The sequence below is a fragment of the Pseudovibrio sp. W74 genome, from assembly GCF_001623085.1.
In the GTDB taxonomy this organism is placed as follows: Bacteria; Pseudomonadota; Alphaproteobacteria; order Rhizobiales; family Stappiaceae; genus Pseudovibrio.
Genome location: NZ_LMCJ01000004.1, coordinates 89,573 through 108,744 on the forward strand (window position 1 = coordinate 89,573; position 19,172 = coordinate 108,744).

Annotated in this window: 15 protein-coding genes; 6 read left to right on the top strand and 9 right to left on the bottom strand. The window is 51.6% G+C overall.

The window, feature by feature from the left end; translation table 11 throughout:
* Positions 1–37: 37 nt before the first annotated feature.
* The gene (gene betB, locus PsW74_RS03595; protein WP_193775898.1) at positions 38–1,501 is read left to right on the top strand and encodes a betaine-aldehyde dehydrogenase; all 1,464 of its coding nucleotides are present in this window, start codon (positions 38–40) and stop codon (positions 1,499–1,501) included.
* A 99-nt stretch (positions 1,502–1,600) separates the two neighbouring features.
* On the opposite strand, the gene PsW74_RS03600 is transcribed toward betB, so the two are convergent.
* The 3 genes from PsW74_RS03600 to PsW74_RS03610 all read right to left on the bottom strand — a co-directional run bounded on the left by PsW74_RS03600 (position 1,601) and on the right by PsW74_RS03610 (position 8,354).
* On the bottom strand, positions 1,601–2,914 hold the full coding sequence (locus PsW74_RS03600) for an HlyD family type I secretion periplasmic adaptor subunit (RefSeq protein WP_057463121.1): 1,314 nt from the start codon (positions 2,912–2,914) through the stop codon (positions 1,601–1,603).
* Complete coding sequence (locus PsW74_RS03605; protein WP_063286299.1) at positions 2,914–4,668, bottom strand: type I secretion system permease/ATPase; 1,755 nt, start codon at positions 4,666–4,668, stop codon at positions 2,914–2,916. The genes PsW74_RS03600 and PsW74_RS03605 overlap by 1 nt, the downstream gene beginning before the upstream one ends.
* Positions 4,669–4,760: 92 nt before the next feature.
* Positions 4,761–8,354: a hypothetical protein gene (locus PsW74_RS03610; RefSeq protein ID WP_063286298.1), complete on the bottom strand. Its 3,594-nt coding sequence runs from the start codon at positions 8,352–8,354 to the stop codon at positions 4,761–4,763.
* Positions 8,355–8,979: 625 nt separating this feature from the next.
* Between PsW74_RS03610 and PsW74_RS03615 the strand changes: the two genes are divergently transcribed.
* Positions 8,980–9,195, top strand: a complete 216-nt coding sequence (locus PsW74_RS03615) for a hypothetical protein (protein WP_063286297.1) — start codon at positions 8,980–8,982, stop codon at positions 9,193–9,195.
* Positions 9,196–9,287: 92 nt separating this feature from the next.
* Here PsW74_RS03615 and PsW74_RS03620 read toward each other — a convergent pair whose 3' ends face one another.
* From PsW74_RS03620 to PsW74_RS03630, 3 genes are read right to left on the bottom strand one after another with little or no spacing between them, the layout of a single operon-like run.
* Complete coding sequence (locus PsW74_RS03620; protein ID WP_063286296.1) at positions 9,288–10,100, bottom strand: heme ABC transporter ATP-binding protein; 813 nt, start codon at positions 10,098–10,100, stop codon at positions 9,288–9,290.
* Positions 10,101–10,109: 9 nt separating this feature from the next.
* Positions 10,110–11,213 carry an iron ABC transporter permease gene (locus PsW74_RS03625; protein ID WP_063286295.1) on the bottom strand — a complete coding sequence of 368 codons (1,104 nt, stop codon included), beginning with the start codon at positions 11,211–11,213 and terminating at the stop codon, positions 10,110–10,112.
* 12 nt (positions 11,214–11,225) lie between these two features.
* On the bottom strand, positions 11,226–12,140 hold the full coding sequence (locus PsW74_RS03630) for an ABC transporter substrate-binding protein (protein WP_244271702.1): 915 nt from the start codon (positions 12,138–12,140) through the stop codon (positions 11,226–11,228).
* Between the two features lie 412 nt (positions 12,141–12,552).
* Between PsW74_RS03630 and PsW74_RS03635 the strand changes: the two genes are divergently transcribed.
* The 4 genes from PsW74_RS03635 to PsW74_RS03650 all read left to right on the top strand — a co-directional run bounded on the left by PsW74_RS03635 (position 12,553) and on the right by PsW74_RS03650 (position 15,041).
* Entirely contained in the window at positions 12,553–12,876 is a 324-nt protein-coding gene (locus PsW74_RS03635) for an antibiotic biosynthesis monooxygenase (RefSeq protein WP_057463125.1), read from the top strand.
* A gap of 121 nt (positions 12,877–12,997) precedes the next feature.
* Positions 12,998–13,402: a MarR family transcriptional regulator gene (locus PsW74_RS03640; RefSeq protein WP_057463126.1), complete on the top strand. Its 405-nt coding sequence runs from the start codon at positions 12,998–13,000 to the stop codon at positions 13,400–13,402.
* Between the two features lie 118 nt (positions 13,403–13,520).
* Positions 13,521–13,958: a PaaI family thioesterase gene (locus PsW74_RS03645; RefSeq protein ID WP_057463127.1), complete on the top strand. Its 438-nt coding sequence runs from the start codon at positions 13,521–13,523 to the stop codon at positions 13,956–13,958.
* Positions 13,959–14,324: 366 nt separating this feature from the next.
* Complete coding sequence (locus PsW74_RS03650) at positions 14,325–15,041, top strand: GntR family transcriptional regulator (RefSeq protein WP_057463128.1); 717 nt, start codon at positions 14,325–14,327, stop codon at positions 15,039–15,041.
* A gap of 90 nt (positions 15,042–15,131) precedes the next feature.
* On the opposite strand, the gene gyrB is transcribed toward PsW74_RS03650, so the two are convergent.
* The 3 genes from gyrB to PsW74_RS03665 form a co-directional block, all read right to left on the bottom strand.
* The gene (gyrB, locus tag PsW74_RS03655; protein ID WP_063286294.1) at positions 15,132–17,585 is read right to left on the bottom strand and encodes a DNA topoisomerase (ATP-hydrolyzing) subunit B; all 2,454 of its coding nucleotides are present in this window, start codon (positions 17,583–17,585) and stop codon (positions 15,132–15,134) included.
* Positions 17,586–17,829: 244 nt separating this feature from the next.
* Positions 17,830–18,453: a LysE family translocator gene (locus PsW74_RS03660; protein ID WP_063286293.1), complete on the bottom strand. Its 624-nt coding sequence runs from the start codon at positions 18,451–18,453 to the stop codon at positions 17,830–17,832.
* 91 nt (positions 18,454–18,544) lie between these two features.
* Positions 18,545–19,165, bottom strand: coding sequence for a LysE family translocator (locus PsW74_RS03665; protein WP_063286292.1), 621 nt, complete (start codon positions 19,163–19,165; stop codon positions 18,545–18,547).
* Positions 19,166–19,172: the final 7 nt, after the last annotated feature.

A 19,172-nucleotide genomic window follows, 5' to 3' on the forward strand; every position in this document is an offset into this window, starting at 1 on the left:
AGAAATGACGAAAACAGATAACCTGACAAATGCATCCCTGCGTGCGCAGCCTGGTGGCTCTCACTTTATTGGCGGCACTTACGTTGAAGATACGATGGGTGAGGAGATCCTCAGCCTTTACCCAGCAACGCAGGAGGTGATTGCACGGGTTCATTCCGCAACACCGGCAATCATCACCAAAGCTGTTGCATCCGCACGGACGGGCTTTGCGATCTGGCGTTCCATGGCACCTGCTGAGCGCTCCCGCGTTCTGCGTAAGGCTGCTGACCTGATGCGTGAGCGTAACCGTGAGCTTTCCGAGCTGGAAACGCTTGATACGGGTAAGCCGCTGCAGGAAACTCTGGTGGCTGATGCTGCTTCCGGTGCTGAAGCGCTGGAATATTTTGCAAGCGTTGCAGCTACCTCTAACGGCGAACACATTGATCTGGGTGGCTCTTATGCCTTGACCAAGCGCGAGCCACTGGGCATTTGCCTTGGCATTGGCGCCTGGAACTACCCAATCCAGATTGCTGCATGGAAAGCTGCTCCGGCGCTGGCTGCTGGTAATGCGATGATCTTCAAACCATCTGAAGTGACTTGCCTTTCTGCGCTCAAGCTGGCCGAGATCTTCCGTGAAGCTGGCTTGCCGGATGGTGTGTTCAACGTGGTGCAGGCAAACCGTGAAGCAGCTGCTTCTCTGGTTTCCCATCCTGAAATTGCCAAGGTTTCCCTGACGGGTTCCGTGCCAACCGGTATGAAGGTTGCTGAAAAAGCAGCTTCTCAGCTGAAGCACATGAGCCTTGAGCTAGGTGGCAAATCTCCGGTGGTGATATTTGAAGACAGTGACATCGACAATGCCGTTGCTGCGGCGATGAACGCGAACTTCTATTCCACCGGTCAGATTTGCTCCAACGGCACACGCGTGTTCGTGCACTCTTCCATCAAGGATGAGTTCCTGAAGCGTCTGAAAGAGCGGACCGAGAAGATCCTTATTGGTGATCCGCTGAATGAAGACACACAGCTTGGCCCGCTCGTCTCCAAAGCTCAGCTTGAGAAAGTGATGGACTACATCGCGATTGGCCAGAGCGAAGGTGCAGTTCTCTATGCTGGTGGTGGACGTCCGCAGGTGGCAGGCCTTGGTCGTGGACTGTTTGTTGAGCCAACCATCTTCACTGAGGTCAAAGACGACATGCGCATTGCTTGCGAAGAGATCTTTGGTCCTGTGATGTGTGTGCTGGACTTTGATGATGAAGCTGATGTGATCCGCCGCGCCAACAACACCGAGTTTGGTTTGGCTGCTGCTGTGTTCACGAAAGACATTCAGCGTGCTTACCGTGTGATTGATCAGTTGGAAGCTGGCACTTGCTGGATCAACAACTACAATCTGACCCCGGTCGAGATGCCATTTGGTGGCTTCAAGAACTCCGGTATTGGACGTGAGAATGGTCAGTGGGCGCTGGATCAGTACTCTCAGGTCAAGAGCATCTATGTAGAGATGGGTGATGTTGAGGCTGGATGGTAAACAGCCTCAACCATCATTTTGAATGAGCAGAGTAGGGGCTTTTGTTCGCGTATCTTTATCCGAAAACCGGTTTCCACTTTTCGGCGATACACGGCGTCCCTACTCACGCATTGCGTGGGCGATCTGATCAACCATTGGCTTCATGATGTATGAGATCACCGTGCGGTTTTCTGTCTGAATGAACGCCTCAACCGGCATACCCGGCACCAGATTTTTACCACCCAGTTTGTCCAGCTGATCCTCTGAGATTGTCAGCTCAGCCATGTAGAAGCTGAGACCGGTTTTGGGGTCTTCCAAAAGATCAGGTGAGATCGTCTTCACCTGAGCTGTGAGCTCAGGTGTTGTGCGTTGATCAAAGCTTGGCAGGCGGATCGTTGCTTCCTGATTGGGCGTCAACTGATCCACATCGATTGGCTGCACCTGCGCTTCAATCACCAGAACGTCTTCACGTGGCACAACTTGCATCAACACCTCACCGGGAGCGATAACACCGCCGATGGTGTGAATGGTCAGGTCATGCACTGTGCCTGACTGAGGTGATTTGATTTCCATGCGCATCAGCTGGTCCTGTGCAGCGATCTTCTTTTCTTCAAGCTGGGCAACCTCTGCCCGGACTTGCTGAAGCTGTTCCAGTGTCTTTGTCAGCACATCTTCTTCGATCTGCATGATCTGAATATTGCGTTCTGCGATGGCTTCTTCTGTCTTAGCGACCTGAGCTATGAAGTCCCCATATTCACCCTGAAGCTTGGTTTTTTCGCGCTTGAGGGCTGTGACACGGGACTCTGTGACCAGTCTTTTGGCCAGCAACTTGTTGAGGTCTTCCAATTCACCGTCGATCAAGCTGATTTCAATTTCTTTGGCATCTCTTTGCTGAGACAGTCCATCAATTTGCTTTCTATACTGCTGAATTTGAGCACGCATCTGGTCCTGACGGCCACGCAGGTTTTTGGTCTTCGCGACCATCATCCGGCGTTGCCCTTCCTGAATGGTGTTCAGTACCTGTGAATGTGCATCATCTGTGGCTCGTGTTGAGAAGAGTATTTCTTCTTCTCCATCACGTTCTGCGATCAAACGGGCTTCCTGCGAGTAAAGATTGTCGAGCTGTTTGGTCACGACAGCAAGGTTGGCGCGGGTCACCGTGTCATCAAGGCGGAGCAGGGTGTCTCCCGCATCAACGGTATCCCCATCAGTCACCATGATGGAGCGGACAATGCCGCCTTCCATGTGCTGCACATTCTTGGTGTTGGTTTCAACGACGATGGTACCGGGCGCGATGATCGCGCCGCGGATTTCCATCAGGCCGCCCCAGAGACCTACGCCTCCAACAAGGATAACAACCAGAAGACCAGCGCAGATCAGATGGAATCTAATGCTACCCTTGATCTGCTTGTCACTTTCAGAATGATTATACATTATGCTGCTCCTCGTTTGGCAGGAGCTTTAATTGCTGCTTTTTGCGGGACTTGCTGAGTTTGAACCGGGGTTACAAGTTGCTTCATAACCTCATCTCGCGGACCAAAGGCAGCTTGTCGGCCATCATTGAGCACGAGTACCTTATTAACCGCCGCAATCGCACTTGGGCGGTGGGCAATAACAATGACGATCTTACCCCGGCCCCGCATCAGTTTGATTGCATGGGTCAGACAGGCTTCACCTTCAGAATCCAGGTTGGAGTTAGGCTCATCCAGAACGATGAGGAAAGGCTCACCATACATGGCACGGGCGAGGGCGATGCGCTGACGCTGGCCGCCAGATAAAGCATAGCCACCACTGCCGATAATCGTGTTGTAACCATCCGGCAGGCCTGTGATGAACTCATGGATACTGGCAATTTTCGCAGCTTCGATGACATCATCAGGATTTACATCTTCCTTGAAGCGGGAAATGTTCTCCGCAACCGTGCCATCAAACAATTGAATGTCCTGCGGCAAGAAGCCAACAAATTCACCGATGCGCTCCGACGTCCATTGATCCAGCTCTGAGCCATCAAACCGGATTGACCCTGTCAGCGCATTGGTGATGCCGACAATCGAGCGGGACAATGTTGACTTGCCAGAACCGGACTTACCAATCACGCCAAGGCCTTCGCCAGCTGCAAGACTAAATGAGATGCCTTGCACGATTGGCTGGCGGATACCAACCGGACCACATGCCACACTGTCCAGATCAACTTTCTGATGCGGAAGGGGCAGTTCCATCACGTTGTTGGTGTCATCTTTATTTTCGACGACCTTGCGCAAACGGGCGAGGCCCTGTCGTGCAGCCAGAAAACCTTTCCATTGGGAAACTGCTTGCTCAACAGGGGCCAAGGCACGGGAAGACATGATTGAAGAGGCGATCATGACACCAGAGGTGACCTCCTGCTGGATAACCAGCCATGCGCCCATGCCAAGCATGGCGGACTGCAAGATGAAGCGGAAGGTTTTGACAGCTGTTGAGAAAAAGGCTGCTCGGTCACCCGCTTTTCGCTGCTTGACCAGGTAGGCATCATTGCCCTTGTGCCATCTGTTCTTCATCGTCTCCATCATGCCCATAGCCTGAATGACTTCAGCATTGGAACGACTGGCTTCAACGATGGCAGAGCGGCGGTTTGTTTCGGCGGCAGCCTCACTTGAAGGTCTGCGGGAGGTTAGTTCATTCACTCCAACGAGCGCACAGATGATCAAAGCGCCACCGATTGCCATCATGCCAAGATAGGGATGGAAGAGGTACACGATACCGAAATAGAGTGGCATCCACGGCAAGTCGAAGATGGCAGCAGGGCCTGGGCCTGAAAGGAAACTGCGCACCTGATCCAGATCCTGAACCGGTCGCATCTTTGCACCTTTGGGGCCGAGAATAAGCGGTAGACTCGTTGAGATTTCGTAGGAAACACCAGAGAGCTGGGCATCTACACGTTGCCCAAGACGGGACAAAACACGACTGCGAAGTGTTTCCAGAATTCCATAGAAAAGGAAAAGGACGCCAACAAGGGTTGCCAAAACAACAAGCGTTGGGACCGACCCACTCGCCAGCACGCGGTCATAGACCTGCAGCATAAAGAGTGGTCCTGTCAGCATCAAAATATTCAACAGCATGCTGACGCCACCAATTCCAACCAGTGCGGACCTTAGAGATCTAAATGCACTGGTGATTACAGATTCTTTCTGTCGTTGGCTGCCGGGCATAAGCTTTTCTCTCAATTGCTTCGGGAATTAAAGCAAGAAACCCCCTCCCGGTATTGACCGGGAGGGAGCAGTTCTTTTCGTTAGCTCATCGATCAGATCAAGTTATCGTCCTGATTGACCGAATGCATCTGATCTACAACACCGCCTTCTTCAGTTACGATGGTGTTGAAGTCGTCAGCTTCGAAGTTCTCCGCAGAGAGGTCTTCTACGCTGATGCCGTTCAAGGTGTAGGTGTGACCACCGTTATCCAGAACCTCGATCACAACACTGTTGTTCTCTTCCGTGATCTGAACCTGTGATGCATTCAGATTACCGAAATCAATGGTGTCGGTAGCAGGGTCGAAGTTTGTGATGACTTCTTCTGACGCCCAATCCCAATTGATCTGAACGGTATCGCCTCCGATTGCTCCATTGCCATTGGCCGCAGCTGCAAGAGCTGGTTCAGGAGCATTCTGAGCTTCACGAGGTCCAGTTTCCTGTTCAGCTTCCTGAGCAGAAGCGGCAACCGCATCATCATCTCTGTCATTGGAAGCAGCTGCTTCCTGTGCAGTGGTTGATGCTTCAGGAGCCTCTGGAATGTAGGTAGAGTCTACACTTTCAGCTTCGGACTGAGTTCCCACATCTGCCAGATTGTCAGCATTTGACAGGAAGTCATCAATCTTAGCCTGAGCAGCTGCATCATTTGCGATGATGCTGTTTGCTGTCAGATCAGCTACGACAATGCCAACCAGCAGAAGTGACCGACCACCGTTACCCGGCAGAGTGAACAACACACCATTGTCGGTCTGCTCCACTTCGAACTGGCCGCCGCCAATCCAACCGATGTTCACGGTATCCTGTTCCGGATTGAAGTTTGCGACTTCTTCCTGCTTGCCCCACTGCCAATCCAGTGTGAACTCACGAGGTGAACCATCGCCCGGATCAACTGGGTCAACCGGATCCACTGGATCTACAGGATCGACCGGGTCAGGATCTGGGGTTGGGTCTGGGTCCGGAGTTGGATCTGGATCCGGAGTTGGGTCGACAGGTGGCTGTGAACCTTCACCGCTGAGCAGATCAAGGATTTCCTGCAATGTAGATGGATCTTTGATGTCGAAGTTATCGGCATTCAGATCCTCAAGGAACACACCTTCCAGCAGGAGGGTTTGTCCACCATTTGAAGGCAGGGAGATCACGAGACCGTCTTCAGATTCTGTGAAGCTGATCTGGTCTGCACTGATCCAACCAATACTGATCTTATGTTCCGCTGGGTTGAAGTCGGCGATAACGCTGTTTTCACCCCAAGCCCATGTGAACACGACCACACCATCACCAGGAACCTGACCTGGAGTGCCTGTACCCGGATCAACTGGGTCAACCGGATCGACTGGATCAACCGGGTCAACTGGGTCCGGATCTGGATCAGTTGGGTCGACTGGGTCAACCGGATCAGTTGGTCCGAAGTCACCCGGTCTGGTCTGGTGGCCATCCGTTGTGTCGCCAGCTGGCGCTTCCGGAGTCAACAGGCCTTCACGGCTAACGAGGGTCACATCACCCTGATCAAAGCCGAATGGAACTTCAAGGTTATCTTCCATAACCTGATCGAAGTGGAATTCCAGCTGACCTGGAACCAGATCATCAAGAGAAATGCCTTCGAACAGGAAGCTCTGACCACTTGGCAGAGTAGAGATCAGCAGGCCGTCGTCGGTTTCTTCAACGCTCAGACGCTCACGTGTACCGTAGTACAGGAAGCTGATCTTCATGGATGATGGGTCAAAGTCAGAGATAACTTCGTGTACGCCGTACTCATGAGACCGGATGTAGACTGTGTCGTCTTCGCGAGGGCCCACGCCTTGTTCCCAAGAGACCACGCCACCAAGATCTTGACGGAGGTGTTCATTACCGACCACTCCGAAGTCTGAGATGTCGACATCCTGGAAGGTGACGCCCTGCACGATTTGTGCAGAAGAGCTCCACGGGCTGTCGAGAACAATTTCACCAGCAGGAGACTTGGTCACGATGAGGCCGTGAACAGATGTTCCGCCGAAGTCCAGCTCGTCCCTATCAGGGTCAAAGCCAACGATATCGTCTGCGTTTACGTCAGCGCGGAACTTGGAACCACCTTCATCGGTCGTGCCGGTGACTGTTGGTGGGTTTGAACCGTCGTTGTCGTAAACAAGCTCGTATCCGCCGCCCTGACTTGGGTCTGGCACTTCAACGGTCTCACCAATGGCAGAGACAACTTCGTTGAACGCAGACTGGTCTGCGACAGAGAAGTTTGCCAAAGACAGATCGGAGAGTGTCACACCCTGGAAGATGGTGGTGGACATGATGTTACCGAACTGATCAGTGATCACGATGCGGACTGTTTGTCCGAGCGCGTCGCCGCTTTCCTCGAAGATTTCAAACTGTTCGCCAGTCACACCTTCCAGAATATGGATCATGTCAGAGGATGGATCGAAGTCTGCGATGACCTGAGACTCACTGTCCAGACCGAGCATATACATGTCGCCAGTATGGCCACCATGTCCATCATCGCCATCGCCTGGATGACCATGACCATCGTCACCATCACCTGGATCAACCGGGTCGACAGGGTCTACCGGGTCAACGGGATCAACCGGATCCACAGGGTCTACCGGATCAACAGGATCGGTTGGTTCTTCAGGCTGAGTGTTTCCGCCAACAAGGTCTCTGATCAATTCAGCTGCTGATGCATCCTGAATGGAGAAGTTTGCCAGTGTCAGGTCAGCAAGTGCAACCCCGGCCAGGAGCAGCGTCTGCCCGCCATTGGACGGAATAGAGAAGAGCACACCGTCTGGTGTCTCGGTTACTTCGAGCTGGTCAGCACTGATCCAGTCAACGAAGATCACGCCATCTTCTGTATCGAAGTCGTTGACGACTTCCTGTTCACCATAGGACCATGTGACAACCACATCGGCATCTTCTTTTGGAACACCAACGCCTGGCAGAGTGCCGTTCAGGCCTTCTTCGCCAGTCAGGCGATCCTGGAAGTAGTCGATTGCTTCATCAACAGTTGGGCTTTCAAAGCCGCCAAACTGCTCAACATACTGCAGAATTGAGGTACCGTATTCATCCTGAGAAACGTTGCCGCCCTGCAGGAGAGCAAGTGTACCGTATGCACCACGCAAGTGGGCAGCAGCCAAAATACCCGTCAGTGTGAGGGTTACGCTGACTTCCTGACCGTTCTGCTCGTAGGTGAAATCCTGTCCAATAAAGTCGTCCAGTGACTGGCCGCTGTTGGACAATCCATTTTCGATAATCTGGAGATTGAAGCCAAATGCTTCCTGAATGGCAACTTCCTGTGCTTCAGGAGTCATAAACTCTTCTAGTGAGTCGACGCCGTTTTTACCGGTCCAGGTGCCATCCCAAGTGTTAGTGGATGCGCCGTTGCCGTAAAAGACATCATCATCATAGTAGCCCAGATCGATAAGCAGAGCTTCACCGAACTGGTAGCCGACGAACCCAAGTGAGTTGGTGGAGCGATAAGACATCGCACTCCATTGGTCGTCGTTCAGATCCCCCCAACTGTCATACTCTGGAAAGAAGTCTTGCACCGGACCGCCTGCCCATTCAGTGAGCTGCCAATCCTGAATTCTGCCGTCGTTGTATCTTTCGCGATCCCAACCGGATTCGAAAGCCCGCAATGCGTCACGGAATTCGTCATATGTGCCACGATAGTCCATTGTATTCCCTCAGTTTTTATTGAGAGGTCCCAGACAACTCCGAAATTAAAGGAGCAAGCCGAATTGCTAAGGTCCGGAAGGCTCACCGAGCCGCTCTCGTTAAAAACGAACGCTGATGCGATCTGACTGCAATTTTGATCTTTGCGTTTCCAACAGCGCATTGTTTGCAGTGCATCTGATCGCTTCCGCGTTCGACGAGGCTGATTTTTCTGGAAATTGGGGCCAAATTTCGAAAGAAAAATGGAGTATTTATTACAGACGAATTTAAAAAAATCTCTGCGATTCAATGTTTTACATTACAGAATACCGTTTTTAGAATCTGACGATTCTGTTTTCTCTCAGTATTTCCGCGGCTTAACGATTCTATTGATTTAGAAAGATCTTTGGTATTTTATTGGCGTTTAAGGTGCCTTATTTGCCTTATTTGGCTTGTATTACTTTAGGATATGTACCTACACATTCTTGTGAATTATGCGGATATCACAGGTGCTGAACGCACTATCAGGCTTCCGACTCAAAGTGCCTAAACAATCCCTAAAATTCTACCCGCATACATTGCTGATTTTAGTGACCGGCATTTGCCCCCAAAATGAGAATGGTGACTAGTTCATTCTGGGAGGAAGCTATGGCCACGATCGCTATCAGCATGGCTTTGGCTCTGTGCTTTACGTCCATTGCCCTTTTGTTTCTTGCCGTAAAAAACAGGTGGTCTGCCCGCTCCAGGGTTCTCAGACGCAAAGCACCGATCAAAGGTGAGTTTTCCCTCCACCCGCTTAATCTCATTCGTGAAGAAGAAGAGAAGATCGAGAAAGAGCGCCTTAAGCGGCGGGACGATCTTTAAGGGCGCTTACGCTGCTTTTGTATAGTCAGAACAGTAAACGGTCTGGGTTGCCCATACAGGAACACAGGCCGCAAAGCATGATTATGCTGTACTTAGGACGGACGTAGCTCTGACCAGGATTTGCCGAGGTTCTGGCCTTTTGCCAGATGGCCCCACTTGGTTTCCAGCATTCGGTCATCAAGGTGGTAGACCGAGCGGAGCAGGTCGGTTGTTACAACATCCTGCGGCGTGCCGTGCGCAACCAGCTTGCCGTGGTTCAGCACAAAGATCTTGTCGGCATAGACGCAGGCCAGATCGATATCATGAAGGACTGCGATAACACCGCCGCCTTCATTCGCGTAGTTACGACCTGTCTCCAGTACGTCGATCTGGTGCTTTAGATCCAAACTCGCGGTCGGTTCATCCAGAAACAGATAGTTGGCACAGCCATTTTGTTTTGGTTCCCAAACCTGACAAAGCACACGGGCCAAATGAACACGCTGTTTTTCGCCGCCAGACAGTTCCTGATAGTACCTGTTCAGGTAGGACGTGAGGCCGACACGATCCAGAGCTTCCAGAACACGTGGACGTAGTTGCTTTGCGCTTAGGCCGTGACTGCCGGAGACCAGACCCAGCATAACAACCTCTTCAACCGAGAACGGAAAGGACAGCTGCGAGCTTTGAGGCAACACCGCGCGGCGGCTTGCAAGCTCGACTGCGGGGACTGACCAGATAGACGTTCCATCCAGCATTACGTCGCCTTCCGATGGCGACAAATCACCCGTCAGGCATTTGAGAAGCGTCGACTTGCCGGCGCCATTGGGGCCGATGATTACTGTCAGTTCTCCCGGACAACTGCGGAAATAGACGTCTCGGAGAAGTTTTTTTGTGCCAACGCTTACCGTGATGTTTATTGCCTCAAGCATCTGGAATCCTCACAATTGGACTTGGTTTTTGCGGCCAAGCAGGATGGAAAGGAACACAGGTGCGCCAATGATTGCTGTGATGATGCCGATTGGCAGTTCAGCAGGCGCGACCACCGTTCTGGCAACAACATCAGCGGCAACCAATAAGGATGCACCGAGCAACGCGCAAGATGGCAGGAGGAAGCGGTGGTCTGGTCCAATGAGCAGTCTCAAGACGTGGGGCACAACAATCCCAACAAAGCCAATTGCACCAGCCGCCGCAACAGAGGCTCCGGTTGCACCCGCAACCAGAATAATAATCAAACGTTTGAGGTGCTGTGTGTTGAACCCCAGATGAAAGGCTTCAGCCTCACCCAACAGAAATGCATTCAAACCTTTTGCGATGAATGGGAGAGAAACGAGCACAGCCAGAGCAAACGGAAGTGTGGACCAAACTCTTGGCCATGTGGAACTTCCCAGTCCGCCCATGCCCCAGAATGTCAGGTCTCTGAGTTCTTCGTCTGTGCTACCGAAAACGAGAAACCCTGTGACAGCACCAGATAATGCGCCAAGCGCGATGCCTGCCAGCAGCATGGTCGCGATGGAGGTTTGACCTCGCCGGGTTGCGACTTTGTAGAGCAGGGCGGTTGTTGCAGCTCCGCCGACAAAAGCCCCCCATGGAAGGAGGTAGACCGAGTAGCCATCCAAAATCCATGCAGGCAGACCGGAAGACAGAGTGATCACACAGACTGCGGCGAGGGCTGCACCTGATGAAACCCCCACCAAACCCGGATCAGCAAGGGGGTTTCGGAACAAGCCTTGCATCATCGCACCGGAAGCAGCAAGAGAGGCGCCGACAAGACATCCAAGTACCGTTCTTGGCATACGAATGTCCATCAGAACGACTTTGTCTCGGAGCGTGAGTGCGGTTTCATCACCGAAGAGCCAGTAATTAATTGCACCGAATATGTGTGAGACGGAAACCTCTGTTGGCCCCACGACCAACGACACGAAGCAGACAACCAAAAGCAACAGGGTTAGTGCCTTAACAGCGTACTGCTGGCAGATTTCTCTGCTTGTTCTTGCATGGGTTACTGGTGACTTGAACGCCTCAGACAGTGTCATCTCACTCATGGCCGCCTGACCTCACGATTTTACGTCAGATTTAGCTGCGATTTTCACAAAGCGATCGCTCAGATCTCGAAGGGCTTGCGCTGTGCGAGGGCCAAAGCCGAGGAGATAGACGCCGTCCATGACGATGAGATTGCCGTTTAGGCCTGCAGGGGTGAGGTTGAAACCTGGTTCTTTGAGAATTTTTGATTGGTCGCTTGAGCCCGGACGAGACATCATCATCACAACATCAGGAGCCGCTGCAATCAGCGCTTCTTTAGAGACCGGTTTGTAGCCGCGCAGGTTTGCAAACACGTTGGTTGCACCAGCCAGTCCGATTACGGCATGAGCCCCTGTTTCGCGGCCTGCAACCAGCGGTTTTCCACCCCCTTCAGAGATGACAAAGACAACTTTGAGCGGTTTTGCTTGCTGATGTGCGTAGGCTATTGCCTCATCAAGATCTGCTTTGACCTTTGCTTTCAGCGCTTTTGTTTCCTCTGGAAGCTGCAATGCGGTTCCGACCACATCAATCTTCTCAAGAATGCCTTCCGGGGAATAAACCTCTTTCACTTCCGTCAGCTTGATAGAGGCCGCTTTGAGGACATCAACCGCTGTTGATGGGCCTGAACCTTCCATCATGAGGATATGATCTGGATTGGTTGCGAGCACACCTTCTGCACTGAGAGCTCTCATGTAGCCGACATTGGGAAGCTTTGTTGCTTCCTCGGGATAGAGACTAGTGGTGTCGACAGCGGCCAACCGATCCTGAGCTTCCAGTGCGTAGACAATTTCTGTCAGAGATGAGCCAATCGAGATAATGCGCTGATCATTTTGTGTGCCCTCAGCTTGGACCTGACCGATGAACATTCCAAAGAACAAGCTCAGGAGCGCTGCTGCCACATAAGGAAGCATGAGAGAAAATGAATCGAGGGCTCTGGTTAGAACACGCATGGTAGCACCCATTTGAGAGGAGGTATTTCATTCCTTCGGGCATGAGTGGCTTCTGGCTTCCCAAATTCGCCCAGTTTGTAAAACGCTATCTTTCAAAATAACATGAGTGAAATACTCATATTTATATATCGGGTCAATCTCTAAATTGAGCTAGGAAGGAAGACAGGCAAATATAAGAAATAATACTTGACTATTAAATTCATATTTTTCTACATACGCGGATCGAGAGCCTTTAAATGGCGCATCGTTAAGACCATTTTGCCAGCCAAGCGGTTTAAATCGCTAGCCAGCCTCCGCATACCCCTCCCATTCCTATTGTGGTATGTGTTTTGAGAGTGGCTCTGAAGACCTGAAACTTTGCTGAGCTTTTGACTGGAAAGGCTCATGTACTAATTGGCTAAGGAGTTCCGGCGTGTACATCGCAATGAACCGTTTCCGCGTGGTGCGGGGCAAAGAAGAAGAGTTTGAAACCGTTTGGAAAAATCGTGAGCGTCACCTGAGCTCCGTTCCCGGCTACATCGAATTTCGTATGCTCAAAGGCGAGACAGCTGAAGACCATACCCTTTATGCATCCCATACCACTTGGGATACCTATGAGAATTTTGTCGGCTGGACGAAGTCTGAAGCGTTTGCGTCTGCCCATAAAGGCGCTGGCACCCGCATGAACTTCTATCTGGGCGGCCCACACTTTGAAGGCTTTGAAGTCATCCTGACCGAGACCCGCGAAGTCGCTTAAAGCCTTCCTGACTGGAAGCTGCAACTTGCTGTAGCTTCCTTTCTCCCCGTCCAAAGTATCAATTGCGCCGCTATATTTTGTGTGCAAACTATTTGTATGCAAAATTTATGGAGTGTCTGTGATGCGCTTAGATAATTGCATTTTTTATCTGCTTTCCCGCAGCGCCAGAAGTGGTGCGCGGTTCTACAAGAAGCAACTGGAAGAACTGGGCCTCACACCGGTCCAATCCATTGTGTTGCAAGCCCTTGCTGTTCAGGACGGATGCACAACGTCTCAACTGGGCAAGGCTGCCGAACTGGACAATGCAACACTTACCGGTGTGCTGGACCGGCTTTGCCCCGCCGGGTATCTGGAGCGCAAAGCAAGCCCGGAAGACCGACGGACCCAGCATATTTTCCTCACCAAGCAAGGTCAGGAAGTTTCTGAAATTCTTGACAGTTTAACCGAAGACGCAAACGCCAGATTTCTTGCGGAGCTGAGTGATCGTGAGAGGGACGATCTCAAGGCGCTTCTCACCCGGCTTTAAGCTGGGCGCTCAAGTTCATTTGAGCATTGTTTTCATTGCGTAATCTGATTGAACACCAGCAATCACTTGCAGGATTACGCCTTTATCTCAAAGATTTTCAATAGGACGGATTGAAAAGATGGATGTAAAAGTGATGTCAGGACTGGAGTTCCTGAAAGCCATGCAGAAAGCGGGCAATCGTCCGCCAATGGCGGAAACCATGAATGTAGACCTTGATTGCATTGAGGATGGCCTGGTTCGTTTTAAATGCATGCCAACGAATGATCATCTCAATCCGGGCGGTACAGTGCATGGCGGTTATGCTGCAACAGCGCTGGATTCCGTTCTTTCTCTTGCGGTTCAGACTAAGCTCAAAGACGCCTTCAATTTCCGCGGCACCTCAGAACTCAACGTCAAGTACATACGTCCCATTAAGGTAGGGCAGGTTCTTTACGCTGAAGGCCGCGTGGTCAGCATGACGCGCCAGACCGGGATCTCTGCCGGAGAAATCGTCGACGAAGAAGGCAAAATTTACGCCTACGCTTCTGGAACTGTGATGATCAAACCAGAATCCTGATCGCATAGTTTTGGATAGGAGCACATAATCGCCTCTATGTGCTCCTTCTTTTGTGGACAAATTAGCTGGCTAAATTAATTTATTTTTGTCTGCTGTATTTCCTGTTCCGTTGGTTGAAACTCTTCAAAACTGCCAATTAATTAGAATTTATAGCTTTGAAATTGTGTCTTTTTATTCGATTAAATAATAGTTACAATGAAGGGCGCAACAATACGCCCTACCCCTAAGGAACTATATTTTACAATTGCACGTAACATAGTTTACACGCTATACGTGCTTATGGTGTTCCTGTGATGAGAAATCCGAAGCTATTTAGTGTAATGTGCTCTCGGATTCGTCTCTATCCAAAAAAAAGCGCTTTCTGTCATGCTGCACTCGATCTCGGACCGCTCGCTCGTTTCTCGCTTTGGAATTTCTCCCTGGTCATCCACCAGCAATCGTAAAAGTGACGCTGTCTATCTTTATCTGGAAGAACAGATCATCGTTGGTGCTCTTAAGCCTGGTGAAGCAATTGCCGAACAGACGGTAGCTGATGCGTGTGATTGCGCGCAGGGAACTGTACGTGAGGCCTTGCTTAAACTTCAGCAGTCCGGCCTAGTGGTACGGCACGATTACAAAGGTACTCGCGTTGCGGGTATCAGCCGCGCTGAAGCTGTCGAGATTGTCAAAATCCGCATGCAGCTGGAAGAGCAAGCCGGACGAATGATTGCCTCTAACATTTCAGGCGAGACGCGCGATCGGCTCTTTGAAATTCTAGATGCTATGTGCCAGGCAGCCGATGACAACGAGGTGTTTCTTTGCAGCGCTTATGACCGCCTCTTCCATGCAACCCTGTTCCGTCAGGCAAACTTGCGCGGACTAGAGCCAATTCTGGAACGTTGTGCGCTCCATATGCATCGTGTGACGCTGTCTCACCGAGACATTCCACTCAATGGTGCTGACATTCATGAAAAGCATATTGCGATCATCGAAACGCATTGCAATGGCACGCCTGAAGAAGCTGCAAACGCTGCGCGTGGGCATGTGAGCTTCCTGTTTGACCGCTGGATGTCAGAGCACACCTTCCTTAGTCTTTCCATTTAGACCGTCGCCAGCCTTAGGCTGGAGCAAGGCATGAAAAAGCCGGAGTGCAGAAGCATCCGGCTTTTGTTGTTTCTTACGCTTGTGCGTTGCTTAAACGTCGAGGTTCGCAACAGATAGAGCGTTGGTTTGAATGAAGTCGCGGCGCGGCTCAACTTCATCGCCCATCAGCTTGGTAAAGATGTCATCCGCGGCATCCGCTTCCTTGATCTTCACCTGCAGCAAAGAGCGTACATTCGGGTCCAGCGTGGTTTCCCAAAGCTGTTCTGGGTTCATCTCACCCAGTCCCTTATAGCGCTGCATGGAGATGCCACGACGCCCTTGCGCGTAAACAGCCTCCAGAAGGGCTTGTGGGCCGCGAATTTCGACAGACTTGTCTTTACGCACCAAAGATGCGGCCTTGTGATAGACCTCATCCAGATGCTTGAAGTAGCTGTCGAGGCGACGCGCATCTGCAGAAGCCAGTAGGGCAGCATCAATCGTGGTGACTTCTTTCACGCCGCGAACAACACGGCTGAAGATGAGATCACCCTCTTCAGTTGCTTCACCTTCCCAACCACGCTCAAACTCGTCGGCCAGAATGTCCAGGCGACGCGCAATGTAAGCTGCAGCTTCCTGCGCTTTTTCGTGGTTGTGCAGGTTGTCGGAGTTCAGCGCACCGGCGATTGCAGCCTGCTCGACAACAGCTTTGTTGTAGCGGGAATGCAGGCCGTTGAGAACGTCGGAGATTTCACGCGCCTCGTTCACGACGCTGCGAAGGTCTTCGCCCATACGCACTTCGCCGCTTGCAAGGCTGAGTGACGTCTCATCCAGACCACTGCCGATCAGGTATTCTTCAAAGGCCGCTTCATCTTTCAGGTACTGCTCGGACTTGCCGCGCGTAACCTTATAAAGCGGAGGCTGAGCGATATAGACGTAGCCGTTCTCAATCAGATCAGGCATCTGACGGAAGAGGAAGGTCAACAGAAGCGTACGAATGTGCGCACCGTCGACGTCCGCATCGGTCATGATGATGATCTTATGGTAGCGGAGCTTTTCGAGGTTGAATTCCTCGTTGCCGATACCGGTTCCCAATGCAGTGATCAGTGTGCCGATTTCCTGCGAGGAGATCATTTTATCAAAACGTGCGCGTTCGACGTTCAGGATCTTACCCTTCAGCGGCAGCACAGCCTGATTTGATCTGTCACGGCCCTGTTTGGCAGAGCCACCCGCGGAATCACCCTCCACTATGAAGAGTTCAGCTTTAGAAGCATCGCGCTCCTGACAATCGGCCAGCTTACCGGGTAGGGACGCGATATCCAGCGCGCCTTTGCGGCGTGTGAGCTCGCGAGCTTTACGAGCAGCTTCGCGAGCGCTCGCAGCTTCCACCACTTTGGAAACAATGGACTTTGCCGGAGCCGGGTTTTCTTCCAGCCATGTAGAAAGCGCTTCACCAACGAGGTTCTCAACCACCGGACGGACTTCTGAAGAAACCAGCTTGTCTTTTGTCTGGGAGGAGAACTTAGGGTCCGGCACTTTCACAGAAAGCACGCAGGACAGGCCTTCGCGGCAATCTTCGCCAGTTGGGTTTACTTTCTCACGCTTCAGGATCCCTGATGAATCTGCGTAGCCGGTCAACTGACGTGTCAGAGCTGCGCGGAAACCAGCAAGGTGCGTACCACCATCACGCTGTGGGATGTTGTTTGTGAAGCACAGAACGTTTTCGTGATAACTGGAATTCCACCACATCGCCACTTCTACAGTGATGCCGTCTTTTTCGGCAATCATTGTAACAGGCTCTTCGATGAGTGGGTGCTTGGCACGATCCAGATAACGAACGAAAGCTTCCAGACCACCTTCGTAGTAGAGCTCTTCAACGCGAGGCTCAACACCACGATTATCTGTCAGGATGATACGGGCACCGGAGTTGAGGAAAGCCAGCTCGCGCAGGCGGTGCTCAAGGGTGTCGTAATCAAACTCAATTTTAGTGAAGGTTTGAGGAGATGGAGTGAAGGTCACCTCAGTACCGGATTTACCCGGAGCGTCGCCGACAACTTTCAAAGGAGCTTCAGCCTCACCGTGATGGAAGCGAAGGAAGTGCTCTTTGTCATTGCGGAATACACGCAGCTCCAATGTGGTGGACAGTGCGTTCACCACAGAAACACCCACACCGTGCAGACCGCCGGATACCTTGTAGGAGTTGCTGTCAAACTTACCACCAGCGTGGAGCTGGGTCATAATAACTTCAGCCGCAGAAATTCCCTCTTCAGAGTGAATGTCTACCGGAATACCGCGTCCGTTATCGGTTACCGAGACAGAACCATCAGCGTTCAACGTAACGGTCACATAATCAGCATGACCGGCCAGCGCTTCATCGATGGAGTTGTCGACAACCTCATAGACCATATGGTGCAGGCCCGAGCCGTCATCGGTATCACCGATATACATGCCGGGGCGTTTACGTACAGCATCCAGGCCTTTCAGCACTTTGATGGAATCTGCACCGTATTCACCTGCGCCATTTTCCTGCTCAGGTCCGCCATTTTCAGGGGTCGACGTTTCGCTCATTCGAATCACTTCACACAACGGTTTTCATTAGGGTTCATGTTATAATTGGTTGGGCAAATGGTTCAAGCAATCTGGGAGTTTAAGCGCTCGTAAACCAAGGGAAATATTGCATAAACACTATTTTTAAGGGGGGATAATTTCCTTAGCGTGCATCCCATGGATTTGCTTGCACGATTAGCACCCCAAGTTTTCATTTTTGTGCCTGGCATTTTCTGAAAATTGAAACGACTTATCGGTGCTATTGCTACCGTGTAATCATCAGGACTGCGATGCCGAGAAGTCCCAGAGAAGCCATTCGATTAATCAAGTACATCGTCTTTTCTGACCACAAGAACTGGCAAAGTTTGACTGCCAGAAATGAATAGGCACCGTTGATGATCAGTAAGGTGGCTGACAGCACAGCGGCGAGTTCAACAAAGCCCAGCAGGCTCATTTCCTCAACGCTGACCAAATTGGGCATAAGCGCGAGGTAGAACATGATTGCCTTGGGGTTTGACAGGTTGAACAATAGCCCAGCAAACAAGGATGTCTTCGCAGAAGATTGTGGTGGGATTGAGTTGCTGTAATCCTCGGAAGGAGCTGCATTTGCGCTCTTCCAGATGCCCCAGGCTAAATAGGTTAGATACGCAGCACCTAACCACTGCAAAGCCACGAAGGCTCCTGAAAAACTGCTGGCAATTGCTGCTAATCCCAGTGCAGCCATGGAGAACCAGAGCAGGTCACCACTCAACAGCCCCAAACAGAACAGCACTGCACCGCTGCTGCCAAAGCTCATAGCGCGGGCGATGATTGCAAAAACGGCAGGGCCGGGAATGATCGCTAGTGTGAAAAGCGTGCCACCAAACAGGGCAAGGCTGGTTACATCCATAAAACTGCGGCAGTTCTTTCGTGGTGACGAGCACTTCTTCAGTTTACGGCGCCGCAGTCTTCCGCAAGCGCCGTCTCAAAGAGCAGATTGCTCAGCGGGTCACCATGGTTGCTGCCACGCCGACCATTACCACGCTGGAACTTCGGTTCAGCCGCTGGAATGCTTTTTGCGACGAAATCAGCTTCTTTGCAGAGACCGCCAAATAGGCATAGATGCCGAAGACGATGAACAACACACTGGCCATGGTTGCTGCCAGTTCCCAATAAGCCAGCAGGTTGATCTTATCCATGGGCACGATGTTCGGCATCAGCGCCATATAAAAGATCACGACCTTTGGGTTGGACAGGTTCATTGAGAGACCAGCAAGCAAGGCTGTAAAACGTGAGGACGCCTCTACAGCTGCATCACCATCTTGCGTTGGGGATACGCCTTTTGAGTTCCACATCCCCCAGGCGACGTATAGCAGATAGGCGGCTCCAACCCATTTGAGCGCCATGAAAATGATCGCATAATTGGTCGCGATGGCTGCCAGCCCCATGATTGCGAGCGTAAACCAAAACAGATCACCACAGATCATACCCACAACGAACATAGGTGTGCCACGCATGCCTTGTCCGAAAATTCGGGCAAGCAAAGCGGCGATACCGGGACCCGGTGTGATGGCTGCAGCGAACAAGGTTCCTGCAAAAAACAAAAGAACTGCCAATTCCATTTTATTG

What these genes read in the sequence shown, in the direction of transcription:
- PsW74_RS03600 (WP_057463121.1), bottom strand. Translation starts at nt 2,914, where the DNA reads ATGTATAATCATTCTGAAAGTGACAAGCAGATCAAGGGTAGCATTAGA.
- PsW74_RS03665 (WP_063286292.1), bottom strand. Translation starts at nt 19,165, where the DNA reads ATGGAATTGGCAGTTCTTTTGTTTTTTGCAGGAACCTTGTTCGCTGCA.
- PsW74_RS03620 (WP_063286296.1), bottom strand. Translation starts at nt 10,100, where the DNA reads ATGCTTGAGGCAATAAACATCACGGTAAGCGTTGGCACAAAAAAACTT.
- PsW74_RS03630 (WP_244271702.1), bottom strand. Translation starts at nt 12,140, where the DNA reads ATGCGTGTTCTAACCAGAGCCCTCGATTCATTTTCTCTCATGCTTCCT.
- PsW74_RS03640 (WP_057463126.1), top strand. Translation starts at nt 12,998, where the DNA reads ATGCGCTTAGATAATTGCATTTTTTATCTGCTTTCCCGCAGCGCCAGA.
- PsW74_RS03605 (WP_063286299.1), bottom strand. Translation starts at nt 4,668, where the DNA reads ATGCCCGGCAGCCAACGACAGAAAGAATCTGTAATCACCAGTGCATTT.
- PsW74_RS03650 (WP_057463128.1), top strand. Translation starts at nt 14,325, where the DNA reads ATGCTGCACTCGATCTCGGACCGCTCGCTCGTTTCTCGCTTTGGAATT.
- PsW74_RS03625 (WP_063286295.1), bottom strand. Translation starts at nt 11,213, where the DNA reads ATGAGTGAGATGACACTGTCTGAGGCGTTCAAGTCACCAGTAACCCAT.
- PsW74_RS03645 (WP_057463127.1), top strand. Translation starts at nt 13,521, where the DNA reads ATGGATGTAAAAGTGATGTCAGGACTGGAGTTCCTGAAAGCCATGCAG.
- PsW74_RS03615 (WP_063286297.1), top strand. Translation starts at nt 8,980, where the DNA reads ATGGCCACGATCGCTATCAGCATGGCTTTGGCTCTGTGCTTTACGTCC.
- gyrB (WP_063286294.1), bottom strand. Translation starts at nt 17,585, where the DNA reads ATGAGCGAAACGTCGACCCCTGAAAATGGCGGACCTGAGCAGGAAAAT.
- PsW74_RS03660 (WP_063286293.1), bottom strand. Translation starts at nt 18,453, where the DNA reads ATGGATGTAACCAGCCTTGCCCTGTTTGGTGGCACGCTTTTCACACTA.
- PsW74_RS03610 (WP_063286298.1), bottom strand. Translation starts at nt 8,354, where the DNA reads ATGGACTATCGTGGCACATATGACGAATTCCGTGACGCATTGCGGGCT.